The organism is Nitrincola iocasae (assembly GCF_008727795.1).
Lineage (GTDB): Bacteria > Pseudomonadota > Gammaproteobacteria > Pseudomonadales > Balneatricaceae > Nitrincola > Nitrincola iocasae.
On sequence record NZ_CP044222.1, the window covers coordinates 3,025,834 to 3,046,435 of the forward strand.

The 20,602-nt window shown below is 49.4% G+C and carries 19 protein-coding genes and 1 tRNA gene; 16 read left to right on the forward strand and 4 right to left on the reverse strand.

All coding sequences use genetic code 11. The features are described from left to right. The first annotated feature begins 6 nt into the window (after window positions 1-6). From lptD to F5I99_RS13940, 9 genes are all read left to right on the forward strand, one after another. Window positions 7-2,751 (forward strand): LPS assembly protein LptD, encoded by a 2,745-nt coding sequence (gene lptD / locus F5I99_RS13900; protein ID WP_151056982.1) that lies wholly within the window; start codon window positions 7-9, stop codon window positions 2,749-2,751. Further along, a complete protein-coding gene (locus F5I99_RS13905; protein WP_151056984.1) occupies window positions 2,738-4,036 on the forward strand; it encodes a peptidylprolyl isomerase in 1,299 nt (432 codons plus the stop codon). The genes lptD and F5I99_RS13905 overlap by 14 nt, the downstream gene beginning before the upstream one ends. 14 nt (window positions 4,037-4,050) lie before the next feature. Beyond that, entirely contained in the window at window positions 4,051-5,049 is a 999-nt protein-coding gene (gene pdxA, locus F5I99_RS13910) for a 4-hydroxythreonine-4-phosphate dehydrogenase PdxA (protein WP_407670356.1), read from the forward strand. A gap of 6 nt (window positions 5,050-5,055) precedes the next feature. Continuing rightward, complete coding sequence (gene rsmA, locus F5I99_RS13915) at window positions 5,056-5,883, forward strand: 16S rRNA (adenine(1518)-N(6)/adenine(1519)-N(6))-dimethyltransferase RsmA (RefSeq protein WP_151056989.1); 828 nt, start codon at window positions 5,056-5,058, stop codon at window positions 5,881-5,883. Next, window positions 5,876-6,262, forward strand: coding sequence for a Co2+/Mg2+ efflux protein ApaG (gene apaG / locus F5I99_RS13920; protein ID WP_225307420.1), 387 nt, complete (start codon window positions 5,876-5,878; stop codon window positions 6,260-6,262). Before rsmA ends, apaG begins: the two co-directional genes overlap by 8 nt. A 74-nt stretch (window positions 6,263-6,336) precedes the next feature. Continuing rightward, complete coding sequence (locus F5I99_RS13925) at window positions 6,337-7,167, forward strand: motility protein A (RefSeq protein ID WP_151056991.1); 831 nt, start codon at window positions 6,337-6,339, stop codon at window positions 7,165-7,167. Then, complete coding sequence (locus F5I99_RS13930) at window positions 7,164-7,952, forward strand: OmpA/MotB family protein (RefSeq protein WP_151056993.1); 789 nt, start codon at window positions 7,164-7,166, stop codon at window positions 7,950-7,952. Before F5I99_RS13925 ends, F5I99_RS13930 begins: the two co-directional genes overlap by 4 nt. After that, window positions 7,949-8,317: a PilZ domain-containing protein gene (locus tag F5I99_RS13935; protein ID WP_151056995.1), complete on the forward strand. Its 369-nt coding sequence runs from the start codon at window positions 7,949-7,951 to the stop codon at window positions 8,315-8,317. The genes F5I99_RS13930 and F5I99_RS13935 overlap by 4 nt, the downstream gene beginning before the upstream one ends. Before the next feature lie 66 nt (window positions 8,318-8,383). After that, a tRNA-Met gene (locus tag F5I99_RS13940) sits at window positions 8,384-8,460 on the forward strand. A gap of 41 nt (window positions 8,461-8,501) precedes the next feature. Here F5I99_RS13940 and F5I99_RS13945 read toward each other — a convergent pair. Continuing rightward, complete coding sequence (locus F5I99_RS13945; RefSeq protein WP_225307421.1) at window positions 8,502-8,621, reverse strand: DUF924 family protein; 120 nt, start codon at window positions 8,619-8,621, stop codon at window positions 8,502-8,504. Window positions 8,622-8,649: 28 nt separating this feature from the next. Continuing rightward, on the reverse strand, window positions 8,650-10,617 hold the full coding sequence (locus tag F5I99_RS13950) for a methyl-accepting chemotaxis protein (RefSeq protein WP_151056997.1): 1,968 nt from the start codon (window positions 10,615-10,617) through the stop codon (window positions 8,650-8,652). A gap of 305 nt (window positions 10,618-10,922) precedes the next feature. Between F5I99_RS13950 and F5I99_RS13955 the strand changes: the two genes are divergently transcribed. The 5 genes from F5I99_RS13955 (at window position 10,923) to F5I99_RS13975 (ending at window position 16,632) form a co-directional block, all read left to right on the forward strand. Continuing rightward, window positions 10,923-11,141, forward strand: coding sequence for a CsbD family protein (locus tag F5I99_RS13955; RefSeq protein ID WP_151056999.1), 219 nt, complete (start codon window positions 10,923-10,925; stop codon window positions 11,139-11,141). A gap of 61 nt (window positions 11,142-11,202) precedes the next feature. Further along, entirely contained in the window at window positions 11,203-12,096 is an 894-nt protein-coding gene (locus F5I99_RS13960) for a transglutaminase-like domain-containing protein (protein WP_151057001.1), read from the forward strand. Window positions 12,097-12,208: 112 nt separating this feature from the next. Then, entirely contained in the window at window positions 12,209-12,523 is a 315-nt protein-coding gene (locus F5I99_RS13965; protein WP_151057003.1) for a BON domain-containing protein, read from the forward strand. 148 nt (window positions 12,524-12,671) lie between these two features. Further along, complete coding sequence (locus F5I99_RS13970; protein WP_151057005.1) at window positions 12,672-13,931, forward strand: Crp/Fnr family transcriptional regulator; 1,260 nt, start codon at window positions 12,672-12,674, stop codon at window positions 13,929-13,931. A gap of 97 nt (window positions 13,932-14,028) precedes the next feature. Further along, window positions 14,029-16,632, forward strand: a complete 2,604-nt coding sequence (locus F5I99_RS13975) for a chemotaxis protein CheB (protein WP_151057008.1) — start codon at window positions 14,029-14,031, stop codon at window positions 16,630-16,632. A gap of 47 nt (window positions 16,633-16,679) precedes the next feature. Here F5I99_RS13975 and F5I99_RS13980 read toward each other — a convergent pair whose 3' ends face one another. After that, window positions 16,680-17,768, reverse strand: a complete 1,089-nt coding sequence (locus F5I99_RS13980; protein WP_191905858.1) for a GGDEF domain-containing protein — start codon at window positions 17,766-17,768, stop codon at window positions 16,680-16,682. A gap of 329 nt (window positions 17,769-18,097) precedes the next feature. Here F5I99_RS13980 and F5I99_RS13985 point away from each other — a divergent pair, with 329 nt between their 5' ends. Together F5I99_RS13985 and F5I99_RS13990 are read left to right on the forward strand one after the other, a co-directional pair. Next, on the forward strand, window positions 18,098-18,658 hold the full coding sequence (locus F5I99_RS13985) for a PRC-barrel domain-containing protein (RefSeq protein ID WP_151057012.1): 561 nt from the start codon (window positions 18,098-18,100) through the stop codon (window positions 18,656-18,658). 359 nt (window positions 18,659-19,017) lie between these two features. Continuing rightward, the gene (locus F5I99_RS13990) at window positions 19,018-19,284 is read left to right on the forward strand and encodes a GlsB/YeaQ/YmgE family stress response membrane protein (protein WP_151057014.1); all 267 of its coding nucleotides are present in this window, start codon (window positions 19,018-19,020) and stop codon (window positions 19,282-19,284) included. A gap of 44 nt (window positions 19,285-19,328) precedes the next feature. On the opposite strand, the gene F5I99_RS13995 is transcribed toward F5I99_RS13990, so the two are convergent. After that, a complete protein-coding gene (locus F5I99_RS13995; RefSeq protein WP_151057016.1) occupies window positions 19,329-20,600 on the reverse strand; it encodes a DUF2254 domain-containing protein in 1,272 nt (423 codons plus the stop codon). Between the last annotated feature and the right edge of the window lie 2 nt (window positions 20,601-20,602).

A 20,602-nucleotide genomic window follows, 5' to 3' on the forward strand; every position in this document is an offset into this window, starting at 1 on the left:
GACCTGATGCCTTTTAAAAAAAATAGCGCTTACCAACTGACCCTTGCCGTGGCTGCTATCCTGTGCGCACCCTTGGTGGCTGCCCAATCGGATGAACGCCTCTGGGTATGTGACCTGCTGCCTAATGGCGAATGGGACTGCGAAGTGAATGAGCTTCTGATGGATGCCCAGTCAGGAGAGCCTTCTATACCGTCATCACCTGCACCACGCAGTGTCACAACGCCAGAAGTAACGTCTTCGCCCGCCAACCCGTCCAAGCCCGAAGTAACTCCAGTAAGACCTGAGCCGGAGAGTCGTGTTCAGGCCTATCCGTCAGAGCCATCAACCCTGACAACGCAAACCAGTCAGCCAGTTGCAGCAACACCCCAACAACAGACAAGTAACCGGGCCCGTTCTGCTGATGCCTGGGACTGCACTGTCGGTACTGATGGCAACTGGTCATGTGCACCAGGTAATAACCAAGCCGTCAGCGTTGCCGAACTGGGTCGTTTCAATTCCAGCAGTCCTGGAGCTTCAGGACTGTTATTGAATAATCCCTATGCCTACCTTGACTGGTATCCTTACAACAATGATGAGCCGGCTTTGTGCCGTGGGCGTTATGTAGAACCGGATATTGATTACCTGCAAAAAGATCTGGCACCTGGTGAAGAAGCCGTGTATGCCGAGGCCGATCTATCCAATGCCGACCTGCAAAGTGGTTTGGCACGCCTGACAGGTGGGGTAAAACTGCAGCAGGAAAGCCGCCTGTTCACCAGCCGTTATGGCGAAGTAGACAATGAAAACAGTACGGCCTTCCTTGAAGGAGAGGTAACCTTCAGAGAACCAGGGCTGCTATTGGTCGGGCAGCGTGCAGAAACTAATTTTGATACAGGTGTATCCAGCTTCTATTCAGCTGAATATATTATGCACACCGAACACCTGCGTGGTTCGGCTGCTAAAATAACCCGCTATGATGATAACCGCGTCCGTCTTGAATCCGGGGCGATCACTTACTGCGAACCAGGCAACAGCGACTGGGCAATTAACTCTGGCAATATCGTACTCCACCCTGACAAGGGCTATGGTATAGCCACCCACGCCACATTCAGAGTGGCAGACATCCCGGTTTTTTACATGCCATGGTTCCGTTTTCCTATCGATAGCCGCCGCCAATCCGGTTTTCTCTACCCAAGCCTCGGAATTTCAAAAAGTGATGGGGTAGATTTCAGCATTCCCTATTACTTCAATATAGCACCGAATCTGGATGATACCCTGGCGCTACGCCACATCGAGAAACGCGGGATGTTACTGGAAAATGAGCTCAGGTATATGAATGACTGGTCTCATAACACCTTAAGCCTGGGCTACCTGTCAGGAGACAACAAATACGAGGACGAGGATCGCTGGCTAGTAGGCTTCAACCACGAAGGCTCACCCAGTGAACGCTGGCTCAGCCACGTTGACTATACCAAGGTCAGTGACATTGATTACTTTGCCGACCTCGGCACCTCGCTGGAAGTTCAACGTGAAGACCATCTAAACCAGCAGGGCCAGTTGCGCTACCTGGGAAATGGCTGGCAATTTCTGGCCAACTTACATCAATACCAGACCATTAGTGGTGGCGGTGTCCCTTACCAGAAATCACCACAACTGCAACTAACAGGTAATGAGCAGTTGGGCTCCGGAGTAGCGCTTAACTATCTGACTGAGTTTGTGCGCTTCGACACATCCGATTCAAGTCTTATACATGCAAACCGTGTGCATTTAAGGCCGTCCCTATCTTATCGAGCATCAAAGCCCTGGGGATATTCGAATGCTGAATTAACGCTTTGGCATAGTAGTTACGATTATTTTAATAAACCAGCAGGTAATGCAGCCTCATCACTGACAGCGGGTATAGCCAGCATTGATTCCGGACTTTATTTCGATCGTGATTTCTCAATCGGCAGCAAAGAGTTTTCTCAATCGCTGGAACCCCGGTTGCAGTTGTTGCACAGTGAAAAAAATAATAACACCCCCTCAACTAACTTCGACTCATCACAGATGAGCTTCAGCTATTACAATTTATTTGATCGCTACGGCTGGAGTGGTAATGATCGGGTTTCTGCGACCTCGCAGGTCACTTTGGGTACATCTTCGGCTCTGTACAATAACCAGGGACGAGAAGTGGCTCGAATTGCAGCTGCACAAGCATTTTATGCCCAAGACCGAGAACAAAATGATCTGCGTCCTGGTGATGTCAGTGGTACAGAGTCGAGTTCCAATATTGCGTTACTTGCGCAATGGAGTTTAACGCCAACCTTGCGCCTCAGACATGACTCTGAAGTTAACCGTGATGACTTTTCTCTGGAAGAGCAAAACTACCAACTTACCTGGCGTCCTGATGATGAAAACCTTTTCTACTTCAGTTATCGAGACCGTATAAACTCAACAGATCCAAACAATGAACGGACACGCCAATCAGATCTGGTATTTCGTAATCAACTGGATCCCCAGTGGGCGGTCATTGGACGCTGGCAACATGACATCGCCAATAGCCAGCGACTGGATACCTTGTTAGGCTTGGAATACGGAACCTGTTGCTGGAAGATGCGTTTTACAGCACGTGAATATTTATCACCAGCAAAACGATTTACGGATGCTGCCGATTATGACCGTGGTGTGTTTATCCAGGTGGTCCTTCGAGGCCTGGGTTCCTTTGGCGGCGACGGTGGTCGCAGCCTGATTGAAGAAATAACCGGTTTTAGAGAGAAAGATCATGATAACTTCTGATAAATGGCTGATCAGGTCATTATTGACCTTTGTGCTTACAACTCTACTTTCAGTGCAAACCCAGGCACAGCAGCTGGACAGAATTGTCACCGTGGTCAACGATGATATCATTATGAAAAGTGAGTTGGATCTACGCACTAAAATCATCACCGAACAGATCCAGGCGCGCGGTGTTCAAGTCCCGCCTGCTGACGTGCTGCGTCAGCAGGTTCTGGACCGTTTAATCCTCGACAGTCTGCAGTTGCAGATAGCCGAAGTACAAGGCATGCGTATATCTGATCGTGAACTGAATGAAACGCTGGAATCCATTGCGGCTCAAAATGGCCTCACACTGCCGGAGTTTCGTGAAGCACTGATTGCGGAAGGTCAGGATTATGCTCAGGCGCGGGAACAGATCCGTCGTGAACTGTTGATTAGTCAGGTCCAACAAAGCAATGTAAACCGCCGTATTCAGGTATCAGAACAGGAGATTCGTAATTTCCTGAACTCAGATGCCACCCAACAGCATCGCCAGGCTGAGTTTTTGCTAAGTAATATTCTGATCGCACTCCCCTCTCAGGCTTCTCCAGAGACCATTCAGGCTGCAGAACGCAAAGCCCAGGAAATCTACGATACACTGATAGCCGGTGCGGAGTTTGCTGATACCGCGGTGTCTGTATCCAACGCACCCAATGCCCTCAACGGTGGAGACCTGGGCTGGCGTGATCAGAATGCGCTGCCGGAAACGCTGGCCGCCGCTATTGCCAGCTTGCAACCCGGTGACATTAGCCGTCCAATACGGACACCCGGTGGTTTTCACATCCTCCAGGTCAGAGACCGCCGTGGCGGTGAAGTTACCCTCGTCGAACAAACGCTAGTCAGCCACATTTTATTGACACCTAATGAAATTCGTTCCGATCAGCAAACCCGCAACCTGGCCTATGATCTGGTCAAGCGTATCCGCGATGGCCAGCCCTTCGAAAATCTGGCACGGCGTTATAGTGATGATCCTGGCAGCGGTTCCCAGGGTGGAGATCTGGGCTGGACTCAGGAAGGACAAATGGTACCGGAGTTTGAACAGGTGATGGGCCGCACCCCGGTAGGAGAAATATCCGAACCCTTCGAATCACGTTTTGGCTGGCATATACTCTGGGTCAAAGAGCGTCGCACTGAGGATATGTCTGCCGAGATGATGGAAAACATGGCGCGCAACACCATCATTCAGCGTAAATATAATGAAGAACTGGACAACTGGCTGAGAGAATTACGTTCACAAGCCTATGTTGAAATCCGGAATCCAGGATAACAGGCCCCGTGGTTTTGCTACGTTTTGCACTGACTCCTGGTGAACCTGCCGGTATAGGTCCAGACTTGTGTGTGCAACTGGCACAGACATCCTGGCCACACCAGTTGGTTATCTTCGCTGATCCGGAACTACTGCGCGCACGCGCCAAAATACTGAAACTACCCTTGGTACTAAGTGAGTGGCAGGGTGAGCAGGACCACAGACTGATGCCACCGGGAGAGCTATTGGTTTATCCAGTGCCCATGTCTGTACCTGCCCAGGTCGGTACTCCCGATGTCCGCAATGCGCAGTATGTCCTGGAAACACTGACACTTGCCACCCAGCACTGCCAACAGGGCAAGCTGGATGCGCTGATCACGGCACCCGTCCACAAAGGCATCATCAACGATGCGGGGATCCCTTTCACCGGACATACCGAATTTCTGGAAACTTTGACCGGCACCCCCAAGGTGGTGATGATGCTGGCAACGGAAGGTTTGAAAGTTGCCCTGGCTACTACCCACCTGCCATTGAGAGCCGTAGCAGACGCCATTACCCGTCCATTACTGGAAGAGATCATCACTATTCTTTTGCAGGACTTACGCCGGAAATTCGGCATTCCCCAACCAAGATTGCTGGTGGCTGGGCTCAACCCCCATGCGGGAGAAGGTGGTCATCTGGGTAACGAAGAACTGACTACAATCATTCCCGTACTAGACGCCTTTCGCCAACGCGGTGAGCAGATTCAGGGCCCCTTGCCAGCCGACACTTTATTCAACGAAAAATACCTGAGCCAGGCCGACGCCGTGTTAGCGATGTATCATGATCAGGGGTTGCCGGTATTGAAGTACAAGGGCTTTGGCCAAGCCGTCAATATTACCCTGGGGCTGCCGATCATCCGCACATCAGTTGATCATGGTACCGCTTTTGACCTGGCCGGTAGTGGTAGAGCCGATACCGGCAGCCTGATTACCGCCATTAATTACGCTGCGCAGATGGCTTCGGCTCGTCACTCAGCATCAGAAACTGCATAGGAACTCATGAGTAAAAAACCGGTTGGCCACAAAGCCCGCAAACGTTTCGGTCAGAATTTTCTTCAGGACCAGGGAATTATTCATCGCATTATTCGTGCCATATCACCCCATCCTACGGATCATTTGGTTGAAATCGGTCCAGGACTGGGCGCACTGACGGAAGAGATCCTCAATGCTGCCGGTGATCTTGATGCCATCGAACTGGACCGAGATCTGGTTCCGATTCTGCGCACCAAATTTTTTAACTATGCTGAACACTTTCGTGTTCATCAAGCCGATGCGATGAAATTCGACTACACTTCGCTGTGTGACGATCAGCGGCCACTGCGTATCGTCGGCAACCTGCCCTACAATATTTCCACACAGCTGATTTTCCACCTGCTAAGCTATAATAAGCAGATTGCTGATATGCATTTCATGTTGCAGAAAGAGGTAGTGGAACGCCTGGCTGCCAAGGCTGGTGAAAAACATTATGGTCGGCTAAGTCTCATGGCACAGTATTACTGCCAGGTTGAAAATCTGTTTCTGGTACCACCCGAAGCCTTTAATCCGGTTCCCAAGGTGGACTCGGCCATCGTGCGACTGACACCGCATAAGCAGCTACCGTTTGTAGCCAGAGATGTGGATCAGTTGCAGTCTGTGGTTAAAACGGCTTTTAATCAGCGCCGTAAAACTTTACGTAACAACCTGAAAGAACTGATCAGTGCTGAGGCACTCGAATCACTTGAAATTAATCCGGGAGAACGTCCCGAACGCCTGACACTGCAGGAGTTTATCCGTATCAGTGACTTTCTATGTGAACAAGAAAAAGGAATAACCAGCGTTTATGAATAGTAAATCTATGGGTGAAAACATGCACATCGCAATCGATACCGCTTACCTGCACGAGCAGTCTGATCCGGATGCACACCGCTATGTTTTTTCCTATCACATCACCATCACCAACCAAAATCCGGTTCCGGTTCAGTTGATCAGCCGCCGCTGGGTCATCACCGATGGTAACGAACAGATACAGGAAGTCACTGGCGAAGGTGTGGTCGGTGAGCAGCCAACTATTGAGCCAGGCCAAAGCTACAGCTACACCAGCGGAACAGTGCTCCCGACTGAAGTCGGCAGCATGCAGGGACACTATTGCATGATGACCGATGAAACCGGTGAGTTTATCGCCCCAATTCCCGCCTTCACCCTGGCATTACCAAATGCATTACACTGATATAATACCTACTGAACTTCAGCCGGGTATTGTTATACTCGGCTTCTGATTACTATCAACAACAGAGACCGGCTATGGATTTTGCATCATTACTAGGGATCGTTTCAGGCTTTGCCCTGATTATTATTGCCATTTTCCTGGGTGGTAACCCGGATGTGTTTGTCAATGTGCCGGGTCTGATGATTGTAGCCGGTGGCACCATTGCTGCTACGTTACTGACAGTACAGTTTAAAGATGTCCTGAATGCCTTTCGTGCAGCCTGGATCGTCTTCACTCAGGATAAAACCAATGCCCAGGAAATGATTGACACTATGCTGGAATTAAGCCGTATCAGTCACCGCCACGGCTTGCTGATGCTGGGAGATATTGAAACCAACTCCCGTGTTCTGCAACGTGCAGCAAACCTGCTGGCAGAAGCCGCCTCCGAACAGGTCATCCGTAACACCTTGCAAAATGAAATCGACTCTTTGATAGGCCGACACTTCACGGTACAGGATGTTTTTCGCAAAATGGCCATGTATGCTCCAGCTTTCGGTATGCTGGGCACATTGATCGGCTTGATCCAGATGCTCAGCGCCCTTCAGGACCCTGAAACCATTGGTCCGGCCATGGCTATCGCGCTACTGACTACTTTTTATGGTTCACTTCTGGCAACCGTAGTATTTCTGCCCATCGCCGGAAAACTACGCGCCAGAACACTTTCAGAAGTGACCAATTTGGAGATCATCCGGGAAGGCTGCATCAGCATACTGACCAACGACCATTATGCGCACGTATATGAGCAATTATCTTCTTATCTGCCGGAAGCGTCACGCAAACCGCTACGTGCCGCCAAACAGGCTAAAACACAGGAGCAGGATAAAGCAGCTGACAAAAAAGTTAAGCCACAGGATAAAAAGGCATGAGTCGTAAACAGCAGCTCTTGGATGACAATGAGGGGCCTGGCTGGATTACCACTTTTGCTGATCTGATGACGTTACTGTTGGTATTTTTTGTACTGCTATTTTCCATGTCCAGTGTTGAACATGAAGCCTTCGAAGAGGCCGCCAAATCGTTGAATATTGCCCTGTCTAGAGATTCAGCACCCTCCAGCCTGATTCCGTTACTCGAACCAGCTGCCGAAACCACCCGTATCCCCGATCTTAATGACCCGGCAATCATTAACCGTAATGCTGAGCTGGCCGATCAGATGCGCTTCCAGCAGGCGCTGGTAGACTCCATCAATGCCGAGCTCGAAGAGGTCGTCACTGATATACAAGGATCTCTGGCCGAAAAAGATATGGGTAGCTGGGTTGAAATCGGCACCCCAAGGGATGGTAAGCTCAACCTAAAGGTCAATGCTGCGGTGATGTTTGAACCAGGTTCTGTTGAGATTCGGCGCTCAATGATGCCATTGCTCGACAGTGTGCTTGAAGTGGTATTGGACAACCCAGGTTTTAAGCTTGAAATTCAAGGACACACGGATGATCAACCCGTCGATAGCGAACGCTTTCCATCAAACTGGGAGCTTTCTGCTTTTCGCGCCACAGCTGTGCTACGCTTTTTAATTGAAGGGGGGTTATCACCACAGCGTGTTGTTGCCAGTGGATACGGTGATTCCATGCCACTATTACCCAACACCTCTGAAGAAAACAGAGCCGCGAACCGACGCCTCGAATTTGTCCTTGAACGGACGGAGTTACCACGATGAAACCATTGATCTCATTTCCAGAATTAAAAGACCGTGGTCGTAGAGCTTTCCGTATGACGCCTGTGCAGGATGATCCGGTTAGTCTGCGTGTAAATGGTGACCTGGTCGACCTGGAAGACTTGTCGGCTAACGGCGTTGCGTTTATCAGTGAGCATGAACTGAAATCCGGACGCTACGATGCGCAGATCAACTTCACGCTGGATGAACGCGATTTCACCATTTTTTGCAAACTGGATCTGATTCGAACACTGACGGGTACTTATGGTGGCGAACTCCAAGAAATAAGCAGTATGGACGAGCGTCTTTTATCCCGCTTCATTTTGGAATGCCAGAAACAGGCGATTTTACGCCAGAGAGCAGAATAACTTTGCGAGTGCGTAATAAACCCTTGACAACAAAAGCCCTCGTCTGTAATATCCGTCCCACGTTGATGCGGGGTGGAGCAGTCTGGTAGCTCGTCGGGCTCATAACCCGAAGGTCATAGGTTCAAATCCTGTCCCCGCTACCAAATTTTTAGAAGGCAGATCAGTTAGTTACTGATCTGCCTTTTTATTTTATAGACTTGTATTTATTCCCACTGGTATTCCCCTGGCGTGAAAACTCTCTTCCAAGGACCTCATGTCTGTGTGGATATCGACCAAAACGATCAATGATCGCTTTATGTCGCAACTCATAGCATGATTTTCAGCAGGGACTTTTAATCTGTGCGAAAACGAGCCACAAGCTTACGCAGTGAAGCACTTAATTCACTTTGCTGACGCGCGAAACCTTCGACATCCTGTGCTTGAACAGAAACCTGGTTGATCGACTCATTAATAGCAACAACATTCTTATTAATATCTTCTGTCACCAAATGCTGCTCCTCCGTAGCGCTTGCCGTCGCTATCGTCATATCACGAATACTTTCGACAGAGTGCTCAATACTTTCAAAGGCACTAAGTGCCTCTTGTGACAACCGAGTAGCTTCCTGAGATTCATCCAGGCTTCGATTCATTACAGTGGTCACTTCACGAATACGGCTAACCAGCATGTTCAATATATGATTAATCTGTTCAGTAGAATCGTGCGAACGTTTGGCAAGACTTCTGACTTCATCAGCCACTACGGCAAAGCCACGCCCCTGATCACCCGCACGAGCGGCTTCAATGGCGGCATTCAACGCCAGTAAGTTAGTCTGTTCAGCAATTTGCTGGATAGTGGTCAAAATATTATTAATATTGTCAGTTTCTTGTTCCAACTCCTGGATAACCTGACTTGAAGCTTCAATACTTTTACCTAACTGATTAACACTGGAAGCGCTACGGTTAATAACGGCTTTGCCCTCTCGAGTCATATTCAAACCGTGTTCTGATACTTCAGCAGTACGTACACTATTGCGGGCTACATCATTGGCAGCCGAGGACATTTGCGTAATGGCTGTTACAATCAATTCAACAGATTGCAGCTGCTGCTGTAACAGCGCCGTCATCGCCGCTGTTTCCTGGCTGGTATGATCTGAAACATCATGGATAGTCAGTGCGCTCTCTTTAATGGAACGAACCATGGTTTGCGTCGACTCAATAAACTGGTTAAACCACTTAGCCAGCTCTCCTGTCTCGTCTTGGCTGACAACCTCTAATCGATGGGTTAAATTACCCTCACCCTGAGCAATGGTTTTTAAACCATCTTTAACCAAGTTAATGGGCGAGCTGATACGCCTGGCAATCCACGCGCCGACAATACTAAATATCAAAATAACCAGAATGCTAGTCATTACTGTTTGCCAAATCAGACGTGACGCACTGGCAAATATCTCAGCATTTTGTTTAAAGCCAATCAATTTCCAACCCAGTGTTGGTGATGTATAGACATTGGCCATATAGTCAACACCATCAATTTTTACTTCAATCACACCATTCTCAGTAGATGACAAGGCCTGGTAATAAGGGTCTGACAGGTCAGAGACTTTTTTGAAACTGTTTTCTGATTTCAGGCCATCAACCAATACAGTGCCGTTGCCTTCAAGCAACATAAAGAACCCGGTCTCGCCAAACCGCAGTTTTTGCGTCATATCTGTGAGTGATTTAAGTGAAACATCAATGGCAACCACACCACCGAATTTTCCTTCAGCATCTTTAAATCCTTTGAGAACAGACACAAAAACAGCATCCACAGGTTCCCAATAATAGCTATCACGACGTGACACTTCATAATTTGCACTTTGACCAATGCTAAACCAAGGACGATTACGAGGATCCCAGTCGGCATAATCATCTGTTCCGGGCCACTCAATATAACCACCTTCAGTATCGGACATATACACATAACCATAGGACGGATTGTTATTACCGATACTTGAAAAGTACTCAAAAATCCGGCGTTCTTCTCCACCCTTTGCCAGGGCTGTTTCCGAAGGTTTTTCCCCCGAACCAAAGTAAGTGCTGATGCCAATATCCTTGACGGCTTTGAGTGCAGGATAGTCCGCAACCGCCGCGACATTTTGTTCAACCAGATTGAAAAATGTTACGAAAGTATTTTCCGCAAGCTGCATGTCTAAACGACTCGTTTCTATAAACGCTTCGCGTGCTTGGTTAGCTACATTGTGTATTGTCAGTGCTGAAACAATTAGCACAGGAAATAAAGCCGTCAGTAAAAAAGCGATAAGCAGCTTAGATTTTATTTTCATTTATAAGTGCCTGTGCATGAGAAATAATAATAGTTACTGTCTATAGTAAACTAACAGAATGTTACAAATTTACTATTCCAGTTTTCACTTAACACGTTCTATTTACGACACCGCCATACCGATTGGATTATTGAACACAGGCGTTTATTGTGCAGAGTACATTCTGTTTGATCGATAAGCCGCACTCCTCGCCTGTTATGCGCGTTACCACACTGACCTCTACAGCGAAGACAACTAACCTGCAACTCCTTAGTGGTTCTACAAACTGGCATGTCGCCAGAAGAGCATCACCCGCAGAGGTCAACATGACAACTTCCGAAAATGCTATTAACCGGCTCTCCGCTCAATGGAAACAGCATATGGGCGCGGCCAAAATCGCCTGGGGCAAACTCACTGATGATCAGTTGATGGAAACTTCCGGTCACCATCAAAAACTGGTTGGCCTGATAGAAGAGCAGTACAACATCACCCGCGAAGAAGCCGAGAAACAAGTGAAACTGTTCACCGAGACGCATATTCGCTAATAAAATACATTATCCATGCGCTATCTACACAAGCAAACTCTTTATAAAAGCGAACTCTGCCATGGTTAGATTAGAATTTTCAATTGAACTGGCCTATGAAGTATTGGATGACGCATGCGAATTTATCTTCAATATTCACCCGGCTATAACGCAGTGCCAAAAGGTTGTTAGTGAATCTTTGACTATAAACCAGTCGGTGCAGCCACAGGTGTTTACTCAACAGGTGGATGGTACGCGCTGCATGCGCTTAAGAGGCTATGCCGGACCACTCGTGATTCGCTATGAAGGTCTGCTGGATCTGGTGCATATCGAAGCAGAGCCGGGTGATTTAGAAGAGATTGGGGTGGGCGACCTGCCACTGGATGTGATCAGTTATATCTACCCGAGTCGGTATTGCCAATCAGACCGTTTCCGCGAACTCGCTAACAAGGAGTTCGGCAGCATGGCGTCAGGGTATGATCGTGTCTGTGCGATTAAGGATTGGGTCAATCAACGCACCAAATTCAGCTCCGGCAGCTCAGCAGAAAGCACATCGGCAATAGAGACTCTGGCCGATCAAGCAGGAGTGTGTCGCGATTTTACCCATCTGATGATCACCCTGTGCCGCGCGCTAAATATCCCGGCCCGGTTTGTCTCCGGTATCGATTATGGCTCTGATCCCGCGCTGGGGCCTACAGATTTCCATGCCTATGTTGAGGTCTATCTCAGTGGCCGCTGGTATCTGTTTGATCCGAGTGGCCTATGCCCAACCATGGGGCTAATGCGACTGGGAACCGGTAGGGATGCCGCTGATGTGTCATTTGCTACAGTTTTCGGTTCAGTGACCAGTTCGCCAGTGCTGATCAAAATTGCAGCCATAGTGGATGCTGAAAAAGGATTTATGCTACCCGTACACCAGGCTAAGTTACTGTCGACCGCCGATACGCCGGTCACAAATTACCGTCGGGTGTCTTAACCGAACCGCTTAATGTGCGGTATCGCACAGACCACTCAGTCCGAGTACACTAAACTAAACCAACGTTTGATCTTTTTATGCACTTTCAATTTCAACATCTGGAGTTTTACTCATGAAATATCTTGGCAAATATGCTGTAGCGGTCTTTTTCGCTCTCTCAATGTTAGTCATGGCAGGCTGTGCCGCGCCGGATAAGCAGCAAACGGTAGGTGCCTATATCGATGATTCGACAATTACTGCACGTGTCAAAGCGACCATTCTGGATGATGCAGAACTTAGAGTCAGCGAAATCAATGTTGAAACCTTTGATGGTGTTGTTCAACTGAGCGGTTTTGTCAGCTCAGAAACAGCCATAAACAGAGCTGTTCGCGTTACGCAAAATGTCGAAGGTGTAAAATCGGTCAAAAACGATATGCAACTCAAGTAAGTAGATGATAAGGGCCGCCACTGGATACCCTTATCACCCGAGACTCATTCGACAGTCATACTCTAGCAAACTTTTCTAGACTATACTTGAGAATGCGGATCACTCTTGTGTTGTACAATCTTGTCCGCCTCAATATGCGAGGAATAGTATGATTGCAACACCCTGTAAAGTGGATGATCCAAAACACAATCGAATTCTGGCTGAATTACAGGATGAAGATTACACCCGCCTGCTAAACGATCTTGAACAGGTGCCCCTACAGACAGGTCAAGTGCTGTTCAAGCCCGGTGAAAAACTGGAGCATGTTTATTTTCCAACGTCCGGGATCGTATCCAGAGTGTTTACTACTCAGGATGGATCATCAGCCGGACTGGCGATGACCGGCAAAGATGGTTTCATCGGTATCCCGCTGGTACTGGGTGGAGTGCACTCATCCTATGAGGCGGTCGTACAAAGTAAGGGCTACGCCTACCGCCTGAATGCCGAGATTTATACCTGGGAGCTACAACAAAGCGGAAATCTGTTACAACTTTCTCTGGCATACGTACAGGCACTCATGACCCAGATCGCCCAGAGCGTTGTCTGTAATCGCCATCATATTGCCGACCAACAGCTTTGCCGCTGGCTACTGCTCAGCCTGGATCTTTTGGGCGGCGATCAGATTGACATGATCCAGGAAGTCATCGCCAACATGCTCGGCGTGCGCCGCGAATGCGTCACGGCAGCCGCCGGTAAACTTCAGGAAGCCGGCCTTATCCACTACAGCCGTGGACGCATTATCGTCGTCGACAGAGCGGGAATCGAACAGCGTGCGTGCGAATGCTACAATGTAGTCAAATCAGAATATGATCGACTGTTTGGACAAAAACCAATTCCACACGCCAGAGGGCGGTTCCGCCAAAACCCCGCCACACTGCGCCAGCGTGCCGAAAAGCGCTTAGAGGAAATGCCTTCGCCCCCTCCGGAAAGCAGCTGGGACAGTTCTCGGATGATACAGGAACTTCAGATACATCAAATTGAGCTGGAGATGAATAATGAAGAACTCAAACGAGCTTATGAAGAAACCGATGCGCTACGTGCCCACTATATCGATATATATGACTTTGCACCCGCACCTTATCTCACGCTAAACTCGATAGGTTCAATTCTGGAGATGAATCTAGCCGCTGCCATTCTAATCAAAATCAAGCGTTCGCAAAAAGACCGCCATCGCTTTCAATCCTTACTCACCGAGTTATCTCTACCGATCTTTCAACGCTTTATCGATGATATACTCCACGGCAAGGTGCTGAACACCTGTGAGGTCGCTCTCAAATCCAGCCCGGAACAGCCCGAAACATTAATTAAGCTGGAGGGTGTCCCCAATGAAGAGGGCCAGGAGTGCCGCATTAACATGAGCAAAATTTGATTCGCCAGCCAATGGCATAATTTCGAGGAAGGCTCAAATACCACGTCGCCGGTCGTTTTCACTGATGTCTGATTGCGGCCTGATGGAACCACAAGCTATGAATGAATGTGAAACTGCTCAGAACCCTGCTTGTAGTAGCAACGATGCAACACCTGTACCCCAACCCTTTCCTGTAGTAGGCATTGGTGCCTCGGCAGGTGGGCTGGAAGCCCTGGAGTTATTTCTAAGCGGTGTACCCACAGACAGCGGCATGGCCTATGTGATCGTACAGCACCTTGACCCAACGCATAAGGGCATGATGCCGGAACTGCTTCAGCGTATCACCTGCTTACCCGTAGTACCGGTGACAGATCACCTCAACGTCCTTCCAGACCATGTCTATGTCCTGCCACCCAACCACGATATATCCATTCAGAAAAGCGTACTCTACCTGTCCAAACCAGCAGCACCGCGCGGGCAGCGCCTGCCGATTAACTTTTTCCTGAATTCTCTGGCACTGGATTACCGCAAAATGGCGGTCGCAGTACTGTTATCGGGTATGGGCTCAGACGGTACCGAGGGTCTGGGGGCCATCAAGAAGAATGCGGGCCTGGTATTGGTACAAGATCCATCCTCTGCCGCATTTCCCTCGATGCCACAAAGTGCAATCGATGCTGGCCTGGTGGATATCATTGCCTCTGCCGGAGAACTACCGAAGCGTATCATCGCGAGTTTACGGCAAGAATCAAGCGTCGAGAAAACCAGTAATAGCCGGGATGACTTGGTTAAAAGCGGACTGGATAGGGTGCTATCTCTGATGCAGGCACACAATGGTCAGGATTTTTCGTTATATAAGAAGAGCACACTCTACCGACGTATCGAACGGCGCATGGGAGTCCATCAACTCGGTCATATTGGTGATTATGTACGCTTGTTAGAGGAAAATGCTCAAGAACTTGATCTGCTGTTCAAAGAATTACTCATCGGCGTTACCAGCTTCTTCCGCGATCCTGCGGCCTGGGACAGCCTGCGTGACATTGCCTTTCCAGCTCTTTTCCAACGCAGTCCATCAGGGCGTGCTTTACGCGCCTGGGTGCCCGCCTGTTCGACCGGTGAAGAAGCTTATTCTATCGCGATCAGCTTTAAAGAGGCCCTGGAAGTACACCAGCCTGCAGGCCGTTTCTCTTTGCACATTTTTGCCACTGATCTGGCTCAGGATGCCGTTGATCTGGCACGCCTGGGTCATTATGCCAAAGACATCAATTCCAAGGTGTCTGCTGAACGGTTAGCGCGTTATTTTATAGCCACTGACGATGGCTATCAGATCACCAAGGAAGTGCGTGAAATGGTAATCTTTGCACCGCAAAATATGGCTCAGGATCCACCTTTCACCAAGCTGGATCTGCTGTCCTGTCGCAATGTACTGATTTACTTCGGGCCCGAGCTGCAGCAAAAACTGCTGGCGTTGTTTCATTATAGCCTGACGCCAGGGGGCATACTCTTCCTGGGCAATTCCGAAACCATCGGTTCCACCACACATTTGTTTGAAGCACTGGATTCAAAAACACGGCTCTATCGTCGTCTGGATAGTTCCCACCAAACGCTCGCGATTGACTTCCCAACTCGCTCTAGCACCTATTCGGCTGGAACGGATACCCCAATTACCCCGCCTGCCAAAAACTTACAGATTCTCGCCGATCAGCTGTTACTGCGCGAATTTGCCCCTGCAGCGGTTCTGGTCAATGCTAGCGGAGACATTATTTACATCTGCGGACGTACCGGTCGCTACTTAGAGCCCGCTGCGGGTAAGGCCAACTGGAATGTCTACGCCATGGCACGTAATGGCCTACGTCATGCTCTCGCGAGCACACTGCAGCAGGTTGTACGCGAGAGAGGACGTGTAGAGTGCCACGACCTCTCTCTGGAAGACGACGGCAACACCTATCAACTTGACCTCACCCTGCAATATGTTGAGGAACCAGAACCCCTGCATGGCACCGTCATGATTGTGTTCAAAGAGTTACGTTCGAAACCACCGACCAAACGCCAAACCAGGAAACAAGCACAGTCGCCGGTAGAAGCCCAACTCGAAAAATCTCTTGAGCAGGCACAGGATGAAGTCAAGTGCCTGCGTGAGCAGATGCAAACCTCAGGCGAGGAGCTCAAATCGACTAACGAAGAGCTGCAATCATCCAACGAAGAGTTGCAATCAACTAACGAAGAACTGACTACCTCGAAGGAAGAGATGCAGTCGCTGAACGAGGAATTGCAGACAGTCAATGTTGAACTGCAATCCAGAGTGGACGACCTGTCACGCGTTAACGACGATATGCAGAACCTGCTCAACAGCACCGAGGTTGCCACCATTTTTCTCGACAACCGTTTACATATCCGCCGTTTTACTGAACAAGCTGCACATATTATTAAACTTATTTCGGCCGATGTTGGACGACCTTTGTCAGATCTGGCCAGTGATCTGGACTACCCGGATATGGCTCAGGATGCAGAGGAGGTGTTGCGTACGCTGGTCTTCTCGGAAAAGCAGGTCACTTCACGTAACAAGTGCTGGTTTACTGTACGTATCATGCCCTATCGAACCATGCAAAATCTTATTAACGGCGTGGTCATTACTTTTATCGATATTACCCTGGCCAAAAATCTGGAAGCAGAATTGCGTGCGACGGTGGCCCGAATAGAAAATCAGACTCAATCTACCCCGTAGTAAGCACTATCAGGTAGCGGCACAATAGCGGCTACTCATTTACTCTTTTACTCTGTTGCATTAAAAAAGCTGATCTGGTTGCGCCCGGCCCGCTTGGCCTGGTAGAGCGCCTGATCGGCTTGTTTAAGCAAGTCATCAACTTGTGCAGCCGGACCGAACAGGCGTATGCCAATACTGACAGTGCACTGTAATTCTATACCCTCCGGATCAAATCTGTGTGCAATAATACGCTTGAGCTTTTCACCGACCTCCTGAGCAAACTGTGCAGCTCCCGCCTCGGACATATCCAGCCTTTCCAGAATCATCACAAACTCATCTCCGCCAATACGGGCCACGGTATCTCCTTCACGCAGATTCGTGCGCAAGCGATGCGCTATCTCAATCAACAAATGATCGCCGGCATCATGCCCATGGGTATCGTTGAGTAACTTGAAACCATCCAGATCAAGAAACAACACGGCACCATAGCGACCACTGCGCTTGCTGGCCGTTACGGCTTGTTCCAGACGATCCTGAAATAATCTGCGATTCGGCAGTTGAGTGAGTGAATCTAAATAGGCAAACTGTTCCATTTCCGCCGCCGCAGCACGGCGCTCGGTCGTGTCAAATAAGGCGATACGCATGCTTGAAGAAGCCCCCGAACGCGCCGTTACCATACAGTGCAACTCAGCCGAAAGCAGCGTGTTCCCGTTAGCTCTGAGCCAAAGTTCGAACGCTGGCAGGTGGACACCCGGCACTTGCCAGCCGGCACGCATATACCGCGTCCAGCGCGCCAGGTCATCCGGATCGATAAATCCTGCGAAGCCATGGCCAACTATAGCTGCCCGATCCCCTGCCAATAGCGCAGTAGCGGCGAGATTAGCATCGCTGATCTGTCCATCATCAGACAGGGTGAGATAAGGTACAGGGGCAAAATCGAACAGATCAGCATAGCGATCACGGGTATCTTCAAGTTCAGCCTGCACCTTACGCAGCATCTCATTCTGCATCTCCAATTCGATCTGATGAACTTGAAGTTCACTCAGCAAGGATCTGTCATGCTGGCGTAGCTGCGCATTGTTTGGCAGGGGTACACGCTGTGCCCGGGATGCAATAGCATTCCGCGCTTTAGCTTTATGATTAGATCTTTTCAGCATGGACATAACACTCTTTTTAGACAACTTGATTCAAAAATCTTGAGTCTAGGGGGCGAGGTCATGCATGTCCGTTAGCTAGCCAACATACTCAGCACGGATGCAAGTAGCCTAAATTACCCAGTGTCACCTCTACTCGCTCGTGCTTTATGTTAGTGCGTTATCGAACCGACTGACTTACTCCCTCCACGTACTTTAGATGTTCATCCTGAATTACAGCTCTCTGGGTGATTCAGACTTTTTCCTAGTAATGTTGCCGGGAAGAAAAGCTGTGATGAAGCGGTTGGACAGGCAGTTTGTCTGAATAACACATCCTAACTGAGGATATACATATGAAGAAGCTACATTCACTTGTCTTTTGTGCATTGGTCACACCCGCTATTACCCTGGGTGCAGGATCTGTGCTGGCTCAACAACCGACTGAACAGGATAGTGCTAACCAACAGCATAAGTCGGATGTTTACAAGGATGACAAGCAATCTGCTGCTAACACTACACTAAGTAACCAAAATTCAGAGGGACAGGACTCTGGACAGTCTAGTTCTATGACGGAAACAGATCGCAATAAAACCAGCGACCTGTCTGGCATGCAGAACCGCGGCTACCTGGAATCTGCTCCCGTAAATGGAACTCAGGCGAGCGAACTGATTGGTGCTGATGTTCGAACCAACAATGATGATATAGGTTCAATTAGTGAGCTGATTATTGATGAGTCGGGCCAGGTCGTAGCCATTCTGGTTAGCGTCGGTGGTTTTCTGGGCTTGGGTGAAAAAGATGTAGCCATAGGCTGGGATCACGTAACCATCACTGGCACAGGCGACGAGCAGGAACTGCGCGTTGACGTGACCGGTGAAGACCTGCGCTCTGCACCAAAGTTTGCAAAACTAGATTAAATTCCAGTAACACAAACTTACCTATAGCGAAATAAAGGAACGGCAGAGGCGAAAGCCTCTGCCGTTCCTTATTCTACCGGTAAATACCCTTTTCCAGACACACCGGCAATTGTGATTCCAGCGACCAGCAATGTTGATCCATCAAGCATTAGATTGCTGCAACACATATCATCGCGTTGGTTCTGCACCAATCACGGGTGAACCCCTTGGTAGGATATAGGTGATGGCCAACTGATATGTAAATGGTAGGAAGCGAGGCACTATTGAGTCGGTGTGATAGCGCACGGTAACTGCTGAACAGCAGCAGTATGCTTTCCCAACTGGCGCATGCTGCGCCGAAACAACCTGGAGGAAATATCATGGGTATTATCATATGGCTCGTCATGGGTGGCCTGGTTGGCTGGGTCGCAAGCATGATCATGGGAACTGAAGCTCAGCAAGGCATCATTCTCAACGTCATAGTCGGTATTGTCGGCGCACTGATCGGCGGATGGCTGATCGGGCCACTGCTCGGTGCGGGCTCCATAAACGATGGCATCTCTATCATGAGTTTCGTCGTGTCACTGATTGGTGCGGTAATACTGCTTGCCATCCTAAGCCTTTTTCAACGTAGATCGAAGGTCTGAAGGAAACCTGTTGTCTGCCGCGTAGCAGAAGCGCGTGGTGAGCCTCAGTTGATAAGGCGATAAGCAACCCTGCGTACAGCATCGATATCATCCGGGAGTAACATAGCCCGTTCTGAGCGTGCCAGTGCCATACGTGAATGTTTTCTGGCGGCAGCAGTCATCGCAGGATCACCCGCTTCAGCCAAAGCGCAGAAAGCTTTCTGCAGACGGATAGAAACCTCAACCATTGCTGCACCATCACGGGCAATTGCCGTAAAGGCGTCATCGAACAAGTCGTCAATCACGAGCTCGGGAACCGCTACGCGATCGTAGATAATCTCGGCTAATCTGTCGCTCTCCAGCGGTGATTGCCAAAGCGTCAGCAGCCGTACCAATGTGCCAATAACATTGATTGCGGTTCCAGGGTCATTAATTCCCGGTGATAGTGCCTTATCGGCAATTTCGGACAAGGCAAGCAGCCCAAGACGGGGATCATCTTCAAAAGCACGATTTGAGCGCACAGTGAAGGCACTCGAAAAAGCATCAGGCTTGAACGCATTACAGCCCTCAAGGTGTCCTTCAATACGCAGCAACGGACGCCCTGCACTGACAAAAGTGCCTGGCACGGCAATGACTACAACCTGACAGTTAAAGGTTTCAGCGCAGGATTGCAACGTCTCCAGGTCAATATGCTGTACATACCCAACCCTTGGCGAACTGACCAGAATTCCCTTGCTGTGGGCCTGTTGTGATGAGACTGCCAAAGCACCCAGCGTGGGGGCATGACGGCGGCGATCCAGGGCATCAGCAGCGGCATTTTCTGCTTTCTCAATGATATTCACTACCCGACCCAGCCGGGCAATTCTGTCTACCCAGCGAACGAAGGTGACGATGACAAGAGTGAAAACCAGCAGAGTCAGCACAAAAATCGCAAACAGACCTGCCGAGTCGAACAGATCATTCTTGACCGCTATGAGGGAAACAATACTGAAGATGAAAGCACCGATAAACACAGACAAGGCGTTTTGAGTAACGTCATCGGCAATTACCAAAGGCAGGGAGCGAGGGGTAGCGCCGGTACTCGCGGAAGCATAAGCCGCAACCATCGAGCCTACGGCAAAGGTCGCGATAACCAGCATGCTGGATGCCATGATGGACAACAACGACTCCACTGACCCTTGACTGACCTCGGGCAACAGTCTGGAAAGTCCCGCATCGTCAGCCAGCATGGCGATGAATGTACCGCCAACAGAAAGCACGCACACTATCAGGGGTTTGATCCACAAACGCTCTTTGATACGGCTGAAAACAAAACGAAACCTGTCCAGGCTCAGCATAC